The sequence below is a fragment of the Pseudoalteromonas sp. BDTF-M6 genome (assembly GCF_018334135.1).
Lineage (GTDB): Bacteria > Pseudomonadota > Gammaproteobacteria > Enterobacterales > Alteromonadaceae > Pseudoalteromonas.
This window is the reverse complement of record NZ_JAGXTQ010000002.1, coordinates 209,064-229,450: the sequence shown is the minus strand read 5'-3', so window position 1 is coordinate 229,450 and position 20,387 is coordinate 209,064. Positions and strand designations below refer to the sequence as shown.

The following is a 20,387-nucleotide window of genomic DNA, read 5'->3' as shown; positions in this document are numbered from 1 at the left end:
TTTCACCCTCATCACCGAGTGACAAACACCGGGCAATGAATGCAAAAAGGCCGCTGATTATAAGTTAATCAGCGGCCTTTTTCAATATGCTTTTGTCGTTTAAGTAGACAAATTATTTATCTTGTTCTACCTGGCCGAATTCAAGTTCAACTGGCGTTGAACGACCGAAGATAAGCACAGATACTTTCAAGCGGCTTTTCTCGTAGTCCACTTCTTCAACCACACCGTTGAAGTCTGCGAAAGGACCATCGATAACGCGTACCACTTCACCCGGCTCAAACAAGGTAGCCGGCTTAGGTGCTTCGGCGTTTTCTTGTAGACGGTTAAGGATGCGGTCCGCTTCTTTTTTGCTGATCGGAGCAGGACGGTCAGACGTACCACCGATGAAGCCCATTACACGTGGCGTGCTGTTTACCAGGTGCCAGCTTTCATCATTCATGTCCATTTCAACCAGAACATAGCCCGGGAAGAATTTACGCTCTGACTTGCGCTTTTGACCGGCGCGCATTTCAACTACTTCTTCAGTAGGCACTAGCACTTCACCAAAGCTGTCTTCCAGACCTTGGATTTGGATGTGCTCTTTGATGGTTTGTGCTACACGCTTCTCAAAACCTGAGAAAGCCTGAATCACATACCAACGTAATTTCTTTTCTTTTTTCTCTTCCGTCATGGGACTAGATCTCCAATCCAGTTAAAAAGCCTACTACTCGGAATAAAATTCCATCCAATCCCCACAGGATTAGCGCCATAATAACTGTCGCAATCATTACGATGAACGTAGTGTGCGTGGTTTCTTGACGCGTTGGCCAAACCACTTTACGTACTTCGATGCGTGCCTCTTTAGCAAACGTGATAAAGTTACGACCCTTTTCCGTGGTCGCCGCTACCGCTAAGGCGATAGCCACTGCCGCAACAACGCCGATCGCTCGAATTAACGCAGACTCTTCACCAAATACGGTGTTACCTACTACGGCTGCTGCCAGTAACGCAATGGCGAATAGCCACTTTACCCAGTCCATTGAGCTTGACGGGTTTTCTACATTTGCACTCATAATTCCTGATACCTTAAATACAGACACAACAACCCCGTCACTCGACAGGGTAAATCTATCCAAATCTAACCTTAAAAACTTGCTTTTAAAACAGATTTTTAGACTTAGACTTGCTAGCTGAAAAGTGGCAGGGGCGGAGAGATTCGAACTCCCAACCGTCGGTTTTGGAGACCGCTGTTCTACCAATTGGAACTACGCCCCTGCAAAGTGGATGCCCATTATACTGACCAAACGCGCTAAAACAAGAGTAAAAGCCAGGCACGGATAAAATTAATTGTGCGATTTTAGCCCTCTCAATCTTTGTATAGCAGCAGAGGTTGCTCTTTGCCATGCCAGTCACTCAGCAGCCAGATTTGCTCAAACTGATGTGGCGCGGGCACCCGCAAGCCTCTCATCACGGTGAGAAAATCCTCCCGTTGCCACAAGGTGCTGGCATTGCGAATAAGCAACCACACCCGTTTACTGTCGTATTGCTTACTGGCCTTGGCCTGCAGCAGACGGTTAAGGGCGAAGGCCAGCTGCCCCGAAGGCGGGTTTAATGCCAATTGCGCCAACTGGCGTTGAATATCCAGGTTTAACACCCGACCCAGCACCGCCATGGCCTCGTGTTCATTGGCATACAAATGGGCGATCTCTATGTCCAGACGCTCGCCATCCATATAACAGCTGACATCGGGCTTGGCCGGCTCATTGTGCCAGATATGGCGCATCGGAGTATGATAGGTGCGCTCATAGGCACGTAAAAACAACCGCGCCGCTTGATGCTCTAACTGGAGCTTTTCGGCTTCACTGTCGGTCATAAGGCGCGATACAGGTCATCTAAAAGCGCCGAAGCGCCAAAACGAAAACGACCGGGAGCCAGCCACGCCGTGCCCATTTTATCCGCGACCAACTCCATATACTGCTGCGCCTGAGCTAAGGTTCTGACACCGCCGGAGACCTTTAGCCCAACCGTCTGGCCGCTGAGCTTGATTTCCTCAAGCATCACCGCCACCGCTTCCAAGGTGGCATTAACCGCCACCTTGCCGGTGCTGGTCTTGACAAAATCGGCGCCGCCGGCGATGGCAATACGGGTTGCCTGCGCCACCTGCGCCAAACTGAGCTCGCCACTTTCAATGATCACCTTAAGCTTGGCCCGCCCATCACACAGCGCCTTAGCGCGGCGTACATAATCAAGAGGAGTTTGCTCATCGCCCGCCTGCAAGCGTTTGTAAGGCAGGACCAAATCGATTTCATCGGCGCCCAGGGCCAGTGCCAACTCAGTTTCGCGTAACACTTCATCTAAAGGCTGATCGCCCCCGGGAAAATTGGTCACCGTCGCCAAGGCGGGAACCTGGGCAAAGTGGCTCTGCATAAAGACGCGCACATAGGTCAACCACTGCGGATAGATGCAGATCGCCGCAGGTAACGGCTTATCCGCCGACAATTGCTGCAAAAACGCCTTTATATTTTCATCCTCATCGCCTTCATTCAGACGGGTAAAATCCAAACAGGCCAGGGCCAATTGGGCATCATGTGACGCGCTCATGAATCACTCTCCTTTTAGTGCTACACCTATACTAGCATTGTCGTGGCGCAGTTAAATGAGATTTAGATCAAGTTAACTTTTAACGACTCTTTTTCGCCTCAAGGTTTCTCACTAAATTACTCAACACATACTTAAGGCTTTATTTTTATTGGCTTAAGCCATTTCAAAAGTCAGCATATAACTTTTGGTTATATAAGCTTGGAACAAATTATTTTTTAACCACTGGGGCTCGCTTTATGCTTTGCAGCTCAGACGAATCTTTGGGTTCGCTACTTTTTGGTTGCTTGGAACAGGTGGTGTCGCGTGCAATATTTTCCCATATTCACAAAATTAGATAATAAGCCGGTGCTGATCGTCGGCGGCGGCGAGGTGGCATTGCGTAAAGCCACGGCCATGCTCAAGGCAGGCGCCAAGCTGACCTTGATCGCGCCGGCATTTTGCACGCAACTAGAAAACCTGACACAGACACAAGACGTCACTCTGGTGCGCGCCGAATTTAGCGCCGAGCAGGTTAAAGGCTTTATGCTGGTCATTGCCGCCACCGACAGTGAAACGGTCAATGCGCAGGTGCAGGCGGCCGCCGATGAGCAGCATATTTTCGTCAATGTGGTGGACGATCAGCCCAAATGCAGTTTTATTTTCCCTTCGATTGTTGACCGCAGTCCGGTGACCATCGCCATTTCCAGTGCCGGCACCGCGCCCGTGCTGGCAAGACGCCTGCGGGAAAAACTCGAGACCCTGATCCCTCAGCACATTGGTCCACTGGCCAACCTGGTCGGTCGCTTTCGCGACCAGGTTAAGCAGCGCTTTACTCATTTTGCCGACCGTCGTCAGTTTTGGGAGCGGGTGTTTGACTCCAATGTCGTCAGCCAGGTGCAAAAGGGTAATGAAGATCAGGCCTTTACCCAACTACAGCAAATGCTTAATGATACCCCGGCCCCCAAGGGTGAGGTGTATGTGATTGGTGCCGGCCCCGGCGACCCGGAATTACTGACCCTCAAGGCCTTACAACTAATGCAACAGGCCGATGTGGTGGTGTATGACTACCTGGTGTCCGACGAGATTATGGAGCTGGTGCGCCGCGATGCCGATTTAATTTGTGTCGGTAAACGCGCCGGCGATCACAGCGTGCCGCAAGAGCGCACCAATGAAATTTTGGTGGAGCTGGCGCAGCAGGGCAAAAAGGTCTGTCGCATCAAGGGCGGCGATCCCTTTATTTATGGTCGCGGTGGCGAAGAAGTCCAGGTTCTGGCCGAGCAGGGCGTCAGCTATCAAATCGTCCCCGGCATCACCGCAGCAGCAGGCTGCAGCGCCTACGCAGGTATTCCGCTGACCCACAGGGATCACGCCCAAAGCATTCAGTTTGTGACCGGCCACTGTAAGAAAGATGGTCAGGAGCTGGACTGGCAGTCGCTCGCCAAGCCCAATCAAACCCTGGCGATTTATATGGGGGTGATGAAATCTCCGGATATCAAGGCACAACTTATTGACCATGGCCGCTGCCCGACGACTCCGGTGGCCATAGTAGAAAACGGCACACGCAAAGAGCAGCGTGTGGTCACGGGCACCCTGGCACAGTTGGACGAGCTGGTGACACTGCACAATATTCAGTCGCCCGCTTTACTAATAGTAGGTGAAGTAGCATCATTGCATCAGCAGTTGGCTTGGTTTGGCAGTACGGCACAAACCAGCAGCCTGGCACAGCCTCTGACCGATGTGGCTTAACACCCTATGGCATATTAAATTACGAGTTTAGGCAGGAACAAAGCTATGGCTTTAACACATCTTCAGCAGCTTGAGGCTGAAAGCATCAAAATCATCCGCGAGGTCGCGGCTGAATTTGACAACCCGGTAATGCTTTACTCCATAGGTAAAGATTCTTCGGTACTCTTACACCTGGCCCGCAAGGCCTTCTTCCCGGCAAAGATCCCCTTTCCTTTGCTGCATGTGGATACCGATTGGAAGTTCCGTGAGATGATCGAGTTTCGTGACCGCATGGCCAAAGAATATGGCTTTGACCTGCTGGTACACAAAAACCCCGAAGGCCTGGCGATGAATATCAGCCCTTTCGTTCACGGCTCCAGCAAGCACACCGACATCATGAAGACTCAAGGTTTGAAGCAGGCGCTTAACCAATATGGTTTTGATGCCGCCTTCGGGGGTGCCCGTCGCGATGAGGAAAAATCACGTGCGAAAGAGCGTGTCTATTCATTCCGTGACAAGCACCACAGATGGGATCCAAAAAACCAACGTCCGGAGTTGTGGAATACCTACAACGGTGAGGTGAACCAGGGCGAAAGCATTCGCGTGTTCCCGCTGTCAAACTGGACCGAGCTCGATATCTGGCAATACATCTACCAGGAAAACATCGAAATCGTGCCACTTTACCTGGCCCAGCCGCGTCCCGTGGTTGAGCGCGATGGCACCCTGATCATGGTCGACGACGAACGCATGCCGCTGAGCGACGGCGAGCAGCCGCAACTGAAGTCGGTGCGTTTTCGTACCCTGGGTTGTTACCCGCTCACCGGCGCGGTGGAATCCGAAGCCGATACCCTGACCGGCATTATCGAAGAAATGCTGCTGTCGACATCATCGGAGCGTGAGGGCCGCGTAATCGATCACGATTCCGCCGGTTCCATGGAGAAGAAAAAACGTGAGGGCTATTTCTAATGTCAGCAACTGCCAATGAAGTAAAAGAATTAGGCATCGAGGCCTATTTAACGCGCCAGCAAGATAAAAGCCTATTGCGCCTGTTGACCTGCGGCAGCGTCGACGACGGTAAATCCACCCTGATCGGTCGCCTCCTGCACGACAGTCACCAGATCTATGAAGACCAACTGGCGGCACTGCACAAAGACAATGAAAAGGTCGGTAACGCCGGCGAAGAGCTGGATTTAGCCCTGCTGGTCGATGGCCTGCAGGCGGAGCGCGAGCAAGGCATCACCATAGACGTGGCCTATCGCTATTTCTCCACCGCCAAGCGTAAGTTCATTATTGCCGACACCCCGGGACACGAGCAGTACACCCGCAACATGGTGACCGGTGCGTCGACCAGTGACTTAGCGATTATCCTGGTGGATGCCCGCTACGGAGTTCAGGTGCAAACCAAGCGCCACAGCTTTATCTGTGACTCACTCGGTATCGAGCAGTTTGTGGTGGCCATCAACAAGATGGATATCGTCGGTTTTGATGAGTCCGTGTATGAGAAGATCAAGGCCGATTACCTTAAGTTTGCCGAGCAGCTAAATGTCAGCGACATCAAGTTTGTGCCCATGTCGGCGCTTAAAGGCGACAACGTGGTGACTCGCTCAGAGCATACCCCCTACTACACCGACAAACCCTTACTCGAGCTGCTGGAAGATTCTCCGGCGGCGGCCACCAACAATGGCTTTGAAGCCCGCCTGCCGGTGCAGTATGTGGTGCGTCCTAACTTAGATTTCCGTGGTTTCCAGGGCACCATTACCTCGGGCGAATTTAAGGTGGGCGATGCGGTCAAGGTATTGCCTTCGGGTAAAACCTCAAGCATCAAAGAGCTGGTCACCTTCGATGGTAATCTAGATACCGCCGAAGCCGGTCAGGCCATCACCATGACATTGAACGACGAGATCGATATCAGTCGCGGCGATGTGATCGTCCCAAGCGCCTCCACCTCGGTGGCGACCAATCAGTTGCAGGCCAAACTGGTGTGGATGCACGAAGAGCCGCTGGTTGTTGGTAAAACCTATAACCTCAAGTTGGGTGCCAAGAAAACCGCGGCGGTGATCTCACGCATCGATCACACCATAGACGTGAACACCCTGGCTCATGGCCAGGCCGATGCCCTGCAGCTTAACGAAATTGCCATAGTGACGGTGGAGCTGACCGAACCCCTGTTAGCGGATATGTATCGCAATAACCGCGAAACTGGTGCCTTTATCCTGATCGACCGCCTCACCAACCTGACCGTGGGTGCGGGCATGGTTGAGCAGGTACTGGCAGCCAAACAGCAGCAACAAGCGGGTCAGTTCAGTGACTTTGAAGTTGAGCTTAATGCCCTGGTGCGTAAGCACTTCCCGCATTGGCAAGCGCTAGACATCAGTAAGTTGCGCTAAGCCATGGATGCCGTTTTTTATGTGCTGATAATAGCCGCCCTATTTGCCGCCCTGGTCTTAACCCATGTGCGTCCGGCGACCCTGTTTTTCAGCGCATTACTCGGCTGCTATGCCCTGGGGTATGTGGATACAGCAACCCTGCTGGGCAACTTTACCAACACCGGGCTGGTCAGCCTGGTGTTGCTGATGCTGGTTTCCATTGCTCTGGAGCGCACCTCCTTGCTGCAGGTCCTGGCTAAACGCATCGTTAGTCCCTCCTTAAAATTAAGCATTATCAAGGTCAGCACACTGACGGCGGCAGCCTCGGCGTTTTTAAATAACACCGCCGTGGTCGCTTCTTTAGTCGGTCCGCTAACGCGTAATAAACATCATGCGCCATCCAAGCTGCTGATCCCGCTGTCGTATGCGGCCATTTTAGGGGGCACCACCACCTTGGTCGGTACCTCGACTAACCTGATAGTTAACAGCTTTACCCAGCAATACGATGACCTGAGCCTGGCCATGTTTAGCTTTTTGCCCATAGGCCTGGCCGTCACTCTGGTGGGCGTCCTCTTGCTGATCTTTTGCCATAAGCTGCTGCCCGACTACCCCAGGGTTGAAGGCGAACACAAGGAGTACCTGCTTGAAGCCAAGGTCAATACGGACTCCCCCCTGATTGGCAAAAGCATAGAAAAAAATGGTCTGCGCGATTTGGACGACCTCTTCTTAGTGGAAATAGTCCGAGAAAAGCGTTTGATCAGCCCGGTTCGCCCACAAAACAAGATACGCGCCGGCGATAAGCTGATTTTTACCGGCAATGTGCAGAGCGTGACCGCCCTGCAGCGCATTCCCGGGATCACCCTGTTCGCCGACAGCAATGGTTTACTGAGCTCAAACCTGCAAGAAGTCATAGTCACCCATACCTCGACCCTGGTGGGCCAGACCTTAAAGGACGTGGGTTTTCGCGCCAAATTCGATGCCGCTGTGGTAGCGATCCACCGCAACCGTGGACGCCTCTCTGGCAAGCTTGGCGAGGTTGCCATACGTCCCGGCGACCGGCTGATGCTGGCGGTGGGCCGCGACTTTCAAAACCGCAACAACCTGGATAAGAACTTTTACTTTGTCAGCGAGCACAGTGTCGCCAAGGCCTATAATCGCGTTAGCGAATTCGCCCTGCTCGGTGGCTTTGCCGCGGTTATTGCCCTGGCCGCCACCGCCTTAGTGCCCCTGGTACAGGGCCTATTGGTGTTTGTCGCCCTGCTGTTGGCCACCAAGGTACTCGACGGCCAGGAATTAAAACGTCGTTTTCCCTTTGAGCTGGTGATCATTATCGCCTCGGCCCTGGGTCTGGCCAATGCCTTTAGCGGCTCCGGCGCCGAACTGGCTTTGCAACACTGGCTGGGAGAGCATCAGGGGCTCACCCCCTTTATGGCCCTGGTACTGGTGTATGTGCTGACCGTGCTACTGACCGAGCTGATCACCAATAATGCCGCTGCGGCGCTGATGTTTCCGCTCGCTTATGGCCTGGCCAGCTCCTTAGAGGTGAGCCTGATGCCCTTCGCCATGACGGTGGCCTATGGCGCCAGCGCCGCCTTTATCAGCCCCTATAGTTACCAAACCAATATGATAGTGATGAACGCCGGGCAATATCGCTTTGCCGACTTTGCCCGCCTCGGTGTGTTAATGTCATTGGCCTACGCCGCCGTGGTGTTGTCACTGATCGGCTATGTATTTGAGTTTTAATATCGAGACCAGAGAATGGATGAGAACATAGTGTGGCACCAACACGGTGTCGATAAACAAAAAAGACAACAACAAAATGGCCATAAAAGCTGCATCCTGTGGTTTACCGGCTTTTCCGGCTCGGGCAAAAGTACCATAGCCGGCGCCCTGGAAGCCAAGCTGTTTGAGTTGGGCCATCATACCTACCTGCTCGATGGCGATAATGTTCGCCATGGCCTGTGCGGCGATCTTGGTTTTAGCGACGCCGATCGTAAAGAAAATATTCGCCGCGTTGGTGAAACCGCTAAGCTTATGGTCGATGCCGGTTTAATTGTACTCACCGCGTTTATTTCCCCATTTCAGGAAGAAAGGGATATGGTCCGAAATCTTGTAGGGGACGCCGAGTTTATCGAGGTGTATTTGGATACGCCGCTGGCCACCTGCGAGCAACGGGACCCCAAGGGCTTGTATAAGAAAGCGCGGGCCGGCGAAATCGCCCACTTTACCGGTATTGACTCGGGCTATGAGGTGCCGAGTAATCCGGAGCTCAGTATTAACACCTCAACACAGGATATAGAAAGCTGCGTGGCGCAACTTATCGCCTACTTACGCGACAAAAACATAATAGGATAACCCATGACTTCTCCAGAACTGCTCGAACAGATACTGCAACTGGCACAAGACGCCGGAAAAGCGGCCATGCGCATCTATAACAAGGACTTTAACGTTGAGTATAAGGACGATAAAAGCCCGGTGACCGATGCCGACCTAGCCGCTCACAAGGTGATCCTTGCTGGACTGGAGAAGCTGACTCCTGAGCTCCCCGTGCTCAGCGAGGAAAGCGCCGCCATCTGCTGGCAGGAGCGACAACAATGGCAACGCTACTGGCTGGTTGATCCCATCGACGGCACTAAGGAATTTATCAAGAAAAACGGCGAGTTCACCATCAATATCGCCCTCATTGAGAACGGCGAGCCGGTTCTGGGTGTGGTCGATGCCCCCGCGCTGGGAGTAAGCTACCTGGCGGCTCAGGACATAGGCGCCTTTAAGCAGGTCGGCGAAGCCCGCATCGAGCTCAAGGTCACGACCAAGGAAAACAAAGGACTCATCCGCGTGGTCGGCAGTCGCTCACATCCTTCCGAGCAACTGGCCAATTTCCTTAAGCAGTTTGACGAAGTGGATATGGTGCCCAAGGGCAGCTCGCTGAAACTCTGTTTAGTCGCCGAAGGTGCCGCCGATATATACCCGCGCTTGGGGCCAACGTCCGAATGGGATACCGGTGCCGGCCATGCGGTGGCCGCCATTGCTGGCGCCCGCGTCACCACGGTGGATGGCGGACCGTTAAAATATAATCAAAAAGAAAGTTACCTCAATCCCTTCTTTATCGTCAGCGCCCTGCATCCTTAAGCAGCCCGCGACGTCGAATTGAAAGTTAAAAAAAAGCAGCCTAGGCTGCTTTTTTAATTCTCGGAATGTCCCTTACAGAGTTAGCTCAAGGCCACGACCTTGAGCCCAGGCTCGGACGCTGACCTTGTCATAGGTGATTTCTTTGAACAGCTTATGTTCGCAAAACTCCAGCAATGGCTCGGCGCTTCGGCCCTGATAAAGAATGCGGCTGTGGTTATCGTTAAACCGTGATAGCAGCGCAAAATATTGCTCACCCAGGCTTTGGCCCTCGGTGTCTGCCTGCTTGATGGCCTCGGCGATGGCTAGGCGTACCTGTTCGGCACTGCAATGATGTGCGTATTTATGGCCTAGAAATTCCTCGAATACCGCTTGTCGCGCACCCATATTCTTTCCCCGCTAAAGTTACTAACTACGATTATTAGCATTGGATAGCAATATTTACGCCATCCAGTAAAACGGCGCTTTGCTACTTGTTATACTTGTTATTGTGGAAATTAGACTATCAACAAGAAAAAAAGTTTGCATTACATTGGCGCAATTTGACACATTTTAGTGCAGCACCTGATGTATAATGTCGCACCAGTACCAGAGAGAGCCTACCCCAGATGCATGACGATTTTATTGAAGTTCAATTAGAAGAAGAGCCGATTGAACTATGTAAGCTTTTAAAAGTGCTCGACCTCGTTGAAGGCGGTGGTCACGCGAAGCTTTTAATCTCTGATGGCTACATTGGTGTCAATGGCGAGTTGTGCACGCAAAAGCGTAAAAAACTCTATGCCGGTGATACGGTGCATTTCGACGGCGACACCTTTTTGCTGAGCGCCGCCGCCAATATGGTACAGCGCGAACAGCATAAGGCCGCGGCGCAAAAGGCCAAACAGCCGGCAGTCGCTAAACAAACGCAGCCAGCCGCGGCCCCCAAAAAAGCCAAGAAGAAAACCTCTAACCGCGACGAGAACACGGGCCGCAAACCTATTTCATTCGGGTAAGGACGCAGGACGAGTTACAAAGTTTCCTGCACTGACAGGTTGAAAAACACGCAAATATCCCCAAGCTCTTAAATGTGGCTAAAATTCAGTCGCAAGGAACCTTGCGCATCAAAGAATCGTACTGTGCGATTGTTTCGTGCGCCAAGAGCAGAAAAAGGGGTATTGAATGAATAACAGCTTTAACACGCTTGCACAGCTTACCGTCAACGCCAGGCAGTACCATATTCACTCGCTGAGTCCACTGGGCGATAAAGCCAAACGCTTACCTTTCTCGTTAAAGATTTTATTGGAAAACCTGCTGCGCCATGAAGATGGCGAGAACATCCACAAAGACGATATTCAGGCCTTACTTGATTGGCAACCACAAGCCAAACCCAGTAAGGAGGTGGCCTTTACGCCGGCACGGGTGGTGATGCAGGACTTCACCGGAGTGCCCGCCATAGTAGACTTAGCTGCTATGCGTGATGCCATGGAGCAACTTGGTGGCGACCCCAGCAAGATCAATCCCCTGTCGCCGGCGGAACTGGTGATCGATCACTCGGTGCAGGTCGACAGCTATGGCAACAACGGCGCCTTCGATATCAATGCCAAGCTCGAATACCAACGCAACAAGGAACGCTACGAATTCTTACGCTGGGGGCAAACGGCCTTTGATAACCTCACCGTGGTGCCTCCAGCCACTGGCATAGTGCATCAGGTTAACCTGGAGTATCTGGCCCGGGTGGTGTTTGAAAAAGATGAACAGGGGCATACCTTTGCCTATCCGGACAGCTTGGTTGGCACCGACTCGCACACCACCATGATCAACGGCCTGGGCATTCTTGGCTGGGGCGTTGGTGGCATCGAAGCCGAGGCCGCCATGCTCGGCCAACCCATCAGCCTGCTTATCCCCCAGGTGGTAGGCTTTAAACTCAAGGGCGCACTGCCAGAGGGCACCACGGCCACGGATCTGGTTCTGACGGTCACACAAATACTAAGACAAAAAGGCGTGGTCGGTAAGTTTGTTGAGTTCTACGGTGACGGCCTGGCCGATCTGCCGCTGGCGGACCGCGCAACCATTGCCAATATGGCGCCCGAGTACGGCGCCACCTGTGGCATCTTCCCCATCGACCAGGAAACCATAGAGTACCTTAAGCTCACTAATCGCAGTGACGAGCAAATAGCCCTTATCGAGGCCTATGCCAAGCATCAGGGAATGTGGCGTGAGGCTGGCGACGAACCCCTTTACAGTGACATCGTGGAGCTGGATTTAGGTACCGTGGTACCGAGCCTGGCCGGGCCAAAACGGCCGCAGGATCGCATCCCGCTTGATGAGGCGGGCGATACCATCACCGAGCACCTGCGTGCCTTTCAAGACGAGCGGGCTGAAAAAAAAGCGCTGGAGATGGAAGAGGAAGCCCGCATTGTTTCCGAGGGCGGGCAACCAAAAAAATCGCAAACCGAGCCTGAAGTCACCGGCATAGCCAAGGTGAAGTATAACGGCGAAGAGTTTGAGCTTAGCGATGGTGCCTGTGTGATTGCCGCTATTACCAGTTGTACCAACACCTCGAATCCCAGTGTGATCCTTGCCGCCGGACTGGTTGCCAAGAAGGCTAAGGAACTGGGACTGAATGTGAAACCCTGGGTGAAAACATCCTTAGCCCCGGGCTCACAGGTGGTCACCGACTACTTGAAAAAAGCCGAGCTGATGGATGACTTAGAAGCACTTGGCTTTAACCTGGTGGGCTATGGCTGTACCACCTGTATCGGCAACTCAGGACCGCTCGCCGATGAAATTCACCAGGCCATCATTGATCATAAATTAATCGTTAGTTCGATTCTCTCCGGTAACCGTAATTTTGAAGGCCGTATTCACCAGGATGTGAAAATGAACTTCCTCGCCTCACCGCCTCTGGTGGTAGCCTATGCCCTTGCCGGACGCACCGATATCGATGTCTATAACGAACCGCTCACCCAAGATGATCAGGGTCGCGACGTTTACCTTAAAGACCTCTGGCCTTCGGTAAGCGAGGTGGCGCAGTTGGTGAAATCCACGGTCACCAAGGAGATGTTCGCGAAAAGCTATGCCGATGTTTACAAGGGTGATGAACGCTGGCGAAATATCGCCGTGCCAGAGGCTAAGCGCTACCAATGGGATAAGGCGTCCACCTATATTCGCAGGGCCCCCTTCTTTGATGGCATGAGCAAGGAACCGCCGGGCTTACCAAGCATAACGGGCGCTCGTTGCTTGGCAAAACTTGGCGACTCGGTCACCACCGACCATATCTCCCCTGCGGGAGCTATTAAGGCCGATGCACCTGCGGGTCAGTACCTGATTGAACATGGTGTTTCTCAAGGGAACTTTAACTCCTACGGCTCGCGCCGCGGTAACCATGAGGTGATGATGCGAGGCACCTTCGCCAATGTACGCCTGCGCAACCAGCTCGCCCCCGGCACGGAAGGGGGGATCACCCGTACCCAGCCCGATGATGAGATCGCCAGCATCTACGATGCGGCCATGCAGTACCAGCAAAACGACACACCATTGATCGTTTTGGCGGGCGCCGAATACGGCACCGGCTCTTCGCGGGACTGGGCCGCAAAGGGCTCGCTATTGCTTGGTATCAAAGCGGTGATTGCCAAAAGCTATGAGCGCATCCACCGCTCCAATCTGATTGGCATGGGCGTGCTCCCGTTACAGTTTAAAGAGGGTGAAGGCCATGAGGAGCTGACATTAACCGGCAAGGAGACCTTTGATATTAAAGGTCTTTGCGATAAAGCCAAGGAGCTGGAAATTGTCGCCACCAACGAGGACGGACAGCAAACCAAGTTTAGAGTGGATGTGCGTATCGATACCCCGAAAGAATGGGAATACTACAAGCACGGCGGCATCTTGCAGTATGTGCTGAGGCAAATGCTGCGCTCCTAAGTCAGATTAAGCCGTGCCTAGCACGGCTTTTTTCAGTTTAGGCCAAATAGCTGAGCTTACCCTCGGCCTGCAACTTAGCCACATAACGCTGCTCCAACGGCCAGGGGTGACGCTTCCAGCCTTGAAAACCAAATCCGATGATATGCACCGGCCTGCCGCTGGCGGCAAAATGGGCTATGGCCTGAGTGCCGGAGCTCGGCCACCTGGGTGTGCAATCGGGCCGCCCTAAACGTAACAGCTCGGTCAAGAGCTGCTGCCTGGCTAGCGCCGTAATGCGTGTACTTGTCTGGGCCCCGGCAAACTTGACCATCAACGCGTCACCATGATCCAGATTGCCCCGGCGGCCAAGCAAACGAAAAAAGCGCTGTGCAATAGGGTTAGGCTCGGGGTCGGTGATCACCAGACTGTGCAGCTGCCGTGGGTCGATATCCAACTGTGAGTGCGCCAGTTTATGGGCCTGGCGACCACGAGCACTGAGCCAGAGATCGGTGCATTTGCGGCCAAGGTGCGTGGGCATACCGGCACAAAAGTTAAAACGCACCACCCGCGTATAGGTTTCCACCTCGGCACTGATGTCCTCGGTGATGGGGGCATTGCCAATGATCAATATTGGCTTGCCGGCTTCAGACATACGTAACTCCCCTCGCATCCATAGAGGGCGGATCCTAGAGCAAGTTTATGAAGCCTCAATGACAAAAATACTTGTCCCGCGATGTAACAATTTCACCTGACTGTGCGTATTCGTTTTTAACCCAGCATGGGTTTTAGAGGTGCGCCGCGTCCGTTGATGCGAGCGCGCAAATCTAATCAATGTGCCGCGGCACATTGCCAACTAAAGATTAAGGTACCACTATGAACACATACAAACCCCTAACGGTGATTGTCCTGGTGAGTGCAGTTGCCCTCTTCACTTCCGCTGTCGACGCTAAGGAGCGTACCACGGGTAAAGGGGCCCCAGACCTTCCGGTCATTTACGTGACCTCTCAGAACCTTTATTACGACACTCTGCTGTTAAAAGATTTGCCGTTTAATGGCACTGAAAATTTCCAGTTGCTGGAAATGGATGGCCCCACCGGAGTACAAACCGAATTCGGCCCCATGGATACCGGCTATTATGGCGGGCGTTGGTGGGTGGATGCCAACCCCAATGGCTTTATGGATGAAGGTGATGTCTACTTCTTATGTCCGCTTCTGGGCCCAGGTAGAGAAACCCCATAACCTCTTCTTCAATGCGGCGAATAAGTTGTTTATGCGCCGCATTAAGCACTTAATGTAATTTCATTTTCGGCCTAACAACTCGCATCAGTTTTTCGCTTAGCCACAGCGCCATCATTTTCAAAGTGCCATGCACTGCTTGTTGATGCATTCTGTACAGGCTCATATACATCCACCGCGCAATTTTGCCTTCAATAAACACATCACTGCTGAGGTTACCCATCAAATTGCCAACGGCACTAAAGCGAGCCAAGTTCACCAGGGAACCATGGTCTTTATAAACAAAAGGTTGCAGAGGCCTGCCCTGATACTCGCGAATGATGTTGTTTTTTACCGTACTGGCCATCTGATGCGCTGATTGTGCTCTCGGTGGTACCAAGGAACCGTTCTCTTGCGTGAACGCACAGCAATCCCCCACTACATAGATATGTTCGTCATCGCTTACTTGCAGGTAAGAGTTAACCACAATTTGATTGTTGCGATTGAGTTCAAAGACACCAAGATCTTTCAAAAAGTCCGGTGCTTTTACACCTGCAGCCCAGACCTTAATGTCGCAATCCAAAGTTTGATCTTCAAAGTGGATAGTACGCTCATCTATTTGTAATACTCGTTTACCCAAATGTAAGGTTACGCCAATTTTTTTAAGCTCCATTGTCGCTTTAGTAGCGATACGCTCAGGCAGTGCCGGGAGGATCCGATCACTTGCTTCGATAAGGTGAATATTCAGGCGGTCTTTATTGACCTTATCTAGTCCGTATATCTTAAGCAAACTAGTGACATGAAAGAGCTCAGCAGATAATTCAACACCTGTCGCCCCTGCACCGATGATCGCTACGTTGAGTTTTGATGTGCTCTCATCCGCCTGCTGCAAGCGAGTAAAGCTGTCCAACAAGGTGTGTTGAAAACGTTCTGCACCACTGACTGAATCCAAGAAGAAACAGTGCTCTTGTGCTCCGGGAGTATTGAAGTCATTGCTCACGCTGCCGATGGCGAGAATCAGTTTATCGTATTTAAGCGTGCGCTCAGGAAGCACCACTTGGCCACGGTCATCTAAAAGGGGGGCAAGTAAAATTGTTTTGGTAAGACGGTCAACATTATAAAACGTACCGAGTTGGAAAATGAAATGATGCTTTGCTGCGTGAGCAGAATAGACAACACCATCCAAGCTAGCATCGAGTGAGCCAGTTGCGACCTCATGGAGTAGAGGCTTCCAGATGTGTGTGCGGTTACGATCTATCAGTATAATTTCAGCTTTGCGCTTTTTGCCCAATTTATGGCCCAAGCCCGTCGCGAGTTCTAATCCTCCTGCACCACCACCAACAATAACGATGCGTGGTATTGATTCGTCGTTCATAGCTATTCCTCAAAAATTGCATACCCAAATGCACGTACCTAAGCGTCAAATGTACTTGGGTATTGTTGGCCAGTGGATTGGCCAATCTCTTGTTTTCGAGGAACAATTTGGCCCAGCTTACGCCTTCTGTTAACAAAAGTCATTAAGGCGCCAACTACTGAATTAATATATGTAATAACTTTGCTAAGCGAGACATAGACCTGCAGCATTTGCCGCTTCTAAATGCGTGGCTAGGTAAATTACGCGGCGAACTGGTGAACCAATGCTGAGCAAAATGGCATATCCCAGCGAATGGGGTGGATGTAATTGCCTGTCGTCCCGCTCAACATTTTACGCGATAAAGCCAGGCTAATCCCAATCCGATCACCATCACTAGCAAACCCGGGGTGATGTGAAACAGCAAAATATGGCCTGGTTCATACATGCAGGCTAGCTGCATATACAAGGCAGGCATCATACCGGACGCCAGGCTCAAAGAAATGGCCATACGTCGTGGGTGGAGAGGATAGAACTTACGCGTCACAAACCAGGCCAGGATCAGGGGCACCAAGGAATACAACAGGGTTTCAAACTCACAGCTTGGTCGTTTTCCCAGACTGGCAGGCTCAAGTGTGGGAGCCACTAAGCCGATTACATATTGCAGCAGCCAGAATAACATCAGCGTTAAACCAAGGAGCTGTAATCTGCCGCTCGTTCTGCCGGGCACCGCATCCCGAAAAGCCTGCACGCTGACATAAACTATCGCCACCACCCCCGACAGGGTTTCGAATAAGAAACGCGGCGTCGACAACAGCTGAGAAAAGGCGTCCGGGCGCACTGGGCCAACGAGATGAGTTAGCACAACGACATACAGCATACTCAACACAAACCAGGCCATGGCCAGCTTGTCCAGATCCGGCATCCTGCCGACCGGCTTGAGGTGATGGCTGAGCTCCGCGATAAAGGTTATTCGATCCGGCATTAGTCTTCCGCCTCGATTATATGTTTGAGTTTGTTGATGGCCCTGTGCACTCGCACCTTAAGCGCGCTTTCTGAAATTCCCAATTGTTTCGCGGCTTCGCTGCTAGTAAGGCCTACCAGTTTGGTCAAGGTGAGCGCTTCCCTGTGGGGAGCCGGCAACTCCTTCAATAGGTTTTCTTCATCAATGCCGTCTTCCACCGAAGGGCTCTGAGATACAAGACCCTGCACTTCGAGTTGATACGGCTCCGTGTGTTGAATGCGGCTACTTTTGTGGCGCAGATAATCTATGACCTTGTGCCGAACTATAGTGAAAAACCAAGGCCTGAACGGACGCTGGGGGTCATAGGTATGGCGCGCCTTGTGAATGGCTAGCAAGGTTTCCTGGACGCAATCTTCTATGAACTCCTGATCCCCGAAACGCTTTTTAAGATAGCCGTGAATCACGTTTGCCAACTCAGTCAGTAATTGACGGTAATCGGATTCGCAGCCGCCTTGGGCACTGGCCATCAGCTCTGACCAACGGCTGTTATCGGATTGCGACGCGTCATTGATGCTCATCCGTGAAAAAAAGGCCCTGAGTTCATAAGCCGAGAAGATGACAATTCCAAAATGAAAGTCCTCTGAGATTGACGCCATTGCGAGTAAAGCAGCAGACGGATGAGCCACCCTCGTAAAGCTGTCACACCTTGAAGCGTTAATAATAGCACCTCAACAACACGCCATATTAACTAACTACGTACGACAGCAAGCAATGGTTACAATGCACAAAAATAAACTGGGCTGCGTTCAGGGTAAGTTTGCCGTGCTTAGCTCATGCCGCCACAGGCTGGAGGCTTGACAGAAAAGTGAAGAAGGAATGGACGGGAGTGTGGGTATATCGCCAACCGCAACGGGCCCAATAATGAAAAAGCCCCGGCGAATGCCAGGGCTTTTTGGGTCCAAATAGACTTAATTAAAAATTAAGCTTTCTTAGGACGCTCAACAACTTCTACCAATGTCCAAGACTTAGTCTTAGAGATAGGCGCACACTCACGAATAGTAACTGTATCGCCTTCTAGAGCAGTGTTGTTTTCATCATGTACGTGCAACTTAGTAGTACGTTTCATGAATTTACCGTATACCGGGTGCTTCACGTAACGGGCTACAGCAACAGTGAAAGACTTGTCCATCTTGTCGCTGATTACACGGCCTTGTAGAGTACGGATCTTATCGCTCATTATGCACCTGCCTTCTGGTTAATAACCGTTTTAACACGCGCGATATCGCGACGTACTTTACGTAGCAAATGAGATTGAGCTAGCTGACCAGTGCTTGCTTGCATGCGCAGATTAAACTGCTCACGAAGAAGTTCAATAAGTTCAGCGTTAAGCTCTTCTACGCTTTTGTCTTTAAGTTCGCTAGCTTTCATTACATCACCGTCCGAGTTACAAAAGTGGTTTTGAATGGTAATTTACGAGACGCTAGGTTGAATGCTTCACGAGCAAGCTCTTCTGAAACACCTTCCATTTCGTAAAGTACTTTACCAGGCTGAATTTCAGCAACCCAGTATTCAACAGAACCTTTACCTTTACCCATACGAACTTCAAGCGGCTTTTCAGTGATTGGCTTGTCTGGGAATACACGGATCCAGATTTTACCTTGACGCTTGATGTGACGTGTCATAGCACGACGAGCTGCTTCGATTTGACGAGCAGTCATACGGCCACGACCAGTAGCCTTAAGACCGAAAGTACCGAAGCTTACTTTGTTACCGTTTTGCGCAAGACCACGGTTGCGGCCTTTGTGCACTTTACGGAATTTTGTACGTTTTGGCTGTAACATTATTCGCTACTCCTACTTAGCACTTTTCTTGGCTTTCTTCGGGCCACGTTTAGCAGGCTTCTCTTGCTCTTGAACTAGTGGAAGACCACCAATAACTTCGCCTTTGAAGATCCATACTTTAACACCGATGATGCCGTAAGTGGTTGCAGCTTCAGAAGTTGCGTAATCGATATCAGCACGAAGAGTGTGTAGAGGTACACGACCTTCACGGTACCACTCAGAACGTGCGATTTCTGCGCCGCCTAGACGACCGCTTACTTCAACTTTGATACCCTTTGCACCTAAGCGCATTGCATTTTGTACCGAACGCTTCATAGCGCGACGGAACATAACACGACGCTCTAGCTGTGACGCAATACCGTCAGCTACTAGTTGTGCATCAAGCTCTGGCTTACGTACTTCCGCAATATTGATTTGCGCAGGTACACCAGCGATTTTTGTTACAGCTTGACGTAGCTTTTCAACGTCTTCGCCTTTTTTACCGATAACAACACCAGGACGAGCTGTGTGAATTGTTACACGGATAGATTTTGCTGGGCGCTCGATAACGATTTTAGCCACAGAAGCGTTCTTAAGTTCCTTAGTAAGGTAAGAACGTACTTTGTGATCGCCAAAAAGCTGCTCAGAGTAATCTTTTGTATTCGCGTACCAGGTAGAAACCCAAGGTTTAGAGATACCTAGGCGAATACCAGTAGGATGAACTTTTTGTCCCATTACTTATATCTCCTAGTTATCCGAAACCACAACAGTGATGTGGCTTGTACGCTTAAGGATGCGGTCAGCGCGTCCTTTAGCACGAGGCATGATGCGTTTCATTGTAGGACCTTCGTCTACAAATACTTTCGCTACTACAAGCTCATCAATGTCAGCACCTTCGTTGTGCTCTGCGTTAGCAATAGCAGACTCAAGTACTTTCTTAACTAATGCAGCCGCTTTCTTAGGGCTGTACGCCAGGATTTCTAGGGCGCGATCTACCGGTAGTCCACGGATTTGATCTGCAACTAGACGTGCTTTTTGCGCCGAACCAGAGGCGAATTTGTGTTTAGCTAATGCTTCCATCATAACCTCCGATTAACGTTTCTTAGCTTTCTTATCCGCAGCGTGACCGCGGTAAGTACGTGTAGGTGCGAATTCACCCAGTTTGTGACCGATCATTTCGTCTGTGACAAACACAGGAACGTGCTGACGACCATTATGGACAGCGATGGTCAATCCGATCATGTTAGGTATGATCATTGAACGACGGCTCCAAGTTTTAATTGGCTTCTTGTCACCGCTTTCCAACGCTTTCTCTACCTTCTTCAGCAAGTGCAGGTCAATAAATGGACCTTTCTTGAGAGAACGTGGCATGGCTATTCCTC

At 51.4% G+C, this 20,387-nt stretch carries 24 protein-coding genes and 1 tRNA gene; 9 read left to right on the top strand and 16 right to left on the bottom strand.

What is annotated here, in order from left to right:
• Positions 1-112 precede the first annotated feature (112 nt).
• The 5 genes from nusG to deoC form a co-directional block, all read right to left on the bottom strand.
• Positions 113-670, bottom strand: a complete 558-nt coding sequence (nusG, locus tag KD147_RS05330) for a transcription termination/antitermination protein NusG (protein ID WP_212547148.1) — start codon at positions 668-670, stop codon at positions 113-115.
• A 4-nt stretch (positions 671-674) separates the two neighbouring features.
• On the bottom strand, positions 675-1,052 hold the full coding sequence (secE, locus tag KD147_RS05325; protein WP_212547349.1) for a preprotein translocase subunit SecE: 378 nt from the start codon (positions 1,050-1,052) through the stop codon (positions 675-677).
• Between the two features lie 125 nt (positions 1,053-1,177).
• Positions 1,178-1,254 (bottom strand) — tRNA-Trp (locus KD147_RS05320).
• Between the two features lie 91 nt (positions 1,255-1,345).
• Positions 1,346-1,852: a hypothetical protein gene (locus tag KD147_RS05315; RefSeq protein WP_105253344.1), complete on the bottom strand. Its 507-nt coding sequence runs from the start codon at positions 1,850-1,852 to the stop codon at positions 1,346-1,348.
• The gene (gene deoC / locus KD147_RS05310) at positions 1,849-2,580 is read right to left on the bottom strand and encodes a deoxyribose-phosphate aldolase (protein ID WP_212547147.1); all 732 of its coding nucleotides are present in this window, start codon (positions 2,578-2,580) and stop codon (positions 1,849-1,851) included. The genes KD147_RS05315 and deoC overlap by 4 nt, the downstream gene beginning before the upstream one ends.
• A 303-nt stretch (positions 2,581-2,883) precedes the next feature.
• Between deoC and cysG the strand changes: the two genes are divergently transcribed.
• The 6 genes from cysG to cysQ are packed head-to-tail and all read left to right on the top strand — an operon-like array spanning position 2,884 to position 9,779.
• A complete protein-coding gene (cysG, locus tag KD147_RS05305) occupies positions 2,884-4,305 on the top strand; it encodes a siroheme synthase CysG (RefSeq protein WP_212547146.1) in 1,422 nt (473 codons plus the stop codon).
• Between the two features lie 45 nt (positions 4,306-4,350).
• Complete coding sequence (gene cysD, locus KD147_RS05300; RefSeq protein ID WP_105253341.1) at positions 4,351-5,250, top strand: sulfate adenylyltransferase subunit CysD; 900 nt, start codon at positions 4,351-4,353, stop codon at positions 5,248-5,250.
• The gene (cysN, locus tag KD147_RS05295; RefSeq protein WP_212547145.1) at positions 5,250-6,671 is read left to right on the top strand and encodes a sulfate adenylyltransferase subunit CysN; all 1,422 of its coding nucleotides are present in this window, start codon (positions 5,250-5,252) and stop codon (positions 6,669-6,671) included. The genes cysD and cysN overlap by 1 nt, the downstream gene beginning before the upstream one ends.
• A gap of 3 nt (positions 6,672-6,674) precedes the next feature.
• The gene (locus KD147_RS05290) at positions 6,675-8,393 is read left to right on the top strand and encodes an SLC13 family permease (RefSeq protein ID WP_212547144.1); all 1,719 of its coding nucleotides are present in this window, start codon (positions 6,675-6,677) and stop codon (positions 8,391-8,393) included.
• A gap of 15 nt (positions 8,394-8,408) precedes the next feature.
• Entirely contained in the window at positions 8,409-9,005 is a 597-nt protein-coding gene (gene cysC, locus KD147_RS05285) for an adenylyl-sulfate kinase (protein ID WP_212547143.1), read from the top strand.
• Between the two features lie 3 nt (positions 9,006-9,008).
• A complete protein-coding gene (cysQ, locus tag KD147_RS05280; protein WP_212547142.1) occupies positions 9,009-9,779 on the top strand; it encodes a 3'(2'),5'-bisphosphate nucleotidase CysQ in 771 nt (256 codons plus the stop codon).
• Positions 9,780-9,851: 72 nt separating this feature from the next.
• On the opposite strand, the gene KD147_RS05275 is transcribed toward cysQ, so the two are convergent.
• Positions 9,852-10,163 (bottom strand): hypothetical protein, encoded by a 312-nt coding sequence (locus tag KD147_RS05275; RefSeq protein ID WP_212547141.1) that lies wholly within the window; start codon positions 10,161-10,163, stop codon positions 9,852-9,854.
• Between the two features lie 221 nt (positions 10,164-10,384).
• On the opposite strand from KD147_RS05275, the gene KD147_RS05270 reads away from it, so the two are divergent.
• Together KD147_RS05270 and acnA are read left to right on the top strand one after the other, a co-directional pair.
• Positions 10,385-10,768, top strand: a complete 384-nt coding sequence (locus KD147_RS05270) for an RNA-binding S4 domain-containing protein (protein WP_105253331.1) — start codon at positions 10,385-10,387, stop codon at positions 10,766-10,768.
• 166 nt (positions 10,769-10,934) lie between these two features.
• Entirely contained in the window at positions 10,935-13,676 is a 2,742-nt protein-coding gene (acnA, locus tag KD147_RS05265; RefSeq protein WP_212547140.1) for an aconitate hydratase AcnA, read from the top strand.
• 37 nt (positions 13,677-13,713) lie between these two features.
• Here acnA and KD147_RS05260 read toward each other — a convergent pair whose 3' ends face one another.
• Positions 13,714-14,307 carry a hypothetical protein gene (locus KD147_RS05260; protein ID WP_105189371.1) on the bottom strand — a complete coding sequence of 198 codons (594 nt, stop codon included), beginning with the start codon at positions 14,305-14,307 and terminating at the stop codon, positions 13,714-13,716.
• Positions 14,308-14,528: 221 nt separating this feature from the next.
• On the opposite strand from KD147_RS05260, the gene KD147_RS05255 reads away from it, so the two are divergent.
• Positions 14,529-14,894, top strand: coding sequence for a hypothetical protein (locus KD147_RS05255; protein ID WP_105189372.1), 366 nt, complete (start codon positions 14,529-14,531; stop codon positions 14,892-14,894).
• Between the two features lie 49 nt (positions 14,895-14,943).
• Here the strand turns inward: KD147_RS05255 and KD147_RS05250 are convergent, their stop codons facing one another.
• The 9 genes from KD147_RS05250 to rpsS all read right to left on the bottom strand — a co-directional run bounded on the left by KD147_RS05250 (position 14,944) and on the right by rpsS (position 20,376).
• Positions 14,944-16,245, bottom strand: a complete 1,302-nt coding sequence (locus tag KD147_RS05250; RefSeq protein ID WP_212547139.1) for an NAD(P)/FAD-dependent oxidoreductase — start codon at positions 16,243-16,245, stop codon at positions 14,944-14,946.
• Between the two features lie 322 nt (positions 16,246-16,567).
• Positions 16,568-17,206, bottom strand: coding sequence for an NrsF family protein (locus tag KD147_RS05245; RefSeq protein WP_212547138.1), 639 nt, complete (start codon positions 17,204-17,206; stop codon positions 16,568-16,570).
• Positions 17,206-17,763 carry an RNA polymerase sigma factor gene (locus KD147_RS05240; protein WP_158684689.1) on the bottom strand — a complete coding sequence of 186 codons (558 nt, stop codon included), beginning with the start codon at positions 17,761-17,763 and terminating at the stop codon, positions 17,206-17,208. Before KD147_RS05240 ends, KD147_RS05245 begins: the two co-directional genes overlap by 1 nt.
• Positions 17,764-18,164: 401 nt before the next feature.
• Complete coding sequence (gene rpsQ / locus KD147_RS05235; RefSeq protein WP_105253322.1) at positions 18,165-18,422, bottom strand: 30S ribosomal protein S17; 258 nt, start codon at positions 18,420-18,422, stop codon at positions 18,165-18,167.
• Positions 18,422-18,613, bottom strand: a complete 192-nt coding sequence (gene rpmC, locus KD147_RS05230; protein WP_105189377.1) for a 50S ribosomal protein L29 — start codon at positions 18,611-18,613, stop codon at positions 18,422-18,424. The genes rpsQ and rpmC overlap by 1 nt, the downstream gene beginning before the upstream one ends.
• Entirely contained in the window at positions 18,613-19,026 is a 414-nt protein-coding gene (gene rplP, locus KD147_RS05225; protein WP_105253321.1) for a 50S ribosomal protein L16, read from the bottom strand. The genes rpmC and rplP overlap by 1 nt, the downstream gene beginning before the upstream one ends.
• A gap of 12 nt (positions 19,027-19,038) precedes the next feature.
• Positions 19,039-19,740 (bottom strand): 30S ribosomal protein S3, encoded by a 702-nt coding sequence (gene rpsC, locus KD147_RS05220; RefSeq protein WP_105189378.1) that lies wholly within the window; start codon positions 19,738-19,740, stop codon positions 19,039-19,041.
• A 12-nt stretch (positions 19,741-19,752) separates the two neighbouring features.
• Positions 19,753-20,085: a 50S ribosomal protein L22 gene (rplV, locus tag KD147_RS05215; RefSeq protein WP_105189398.1), complete on the bottom strand. Its 333-nt coding sequence runs from the start codon at positions 20,083-20,085 to the stop codon at positions 19,753-19,755.
• A 12-nt stretch (positions 20,086-20,097) separates the two neighbouring features.
• Positions 20,098-20,376, bottom strand: coding sequence for a 30S ribosomal protein S19 (gene rpsS / locus KD147_RS05210; RefSeq protein WP_010367084.1), 279 nt, complete (start codon positions 20,374-20,376; stop codon positions 20,098-20,100).
• Between the last annotated feature and the right edge of the window lie 11 nt (positions 20,377-20,387).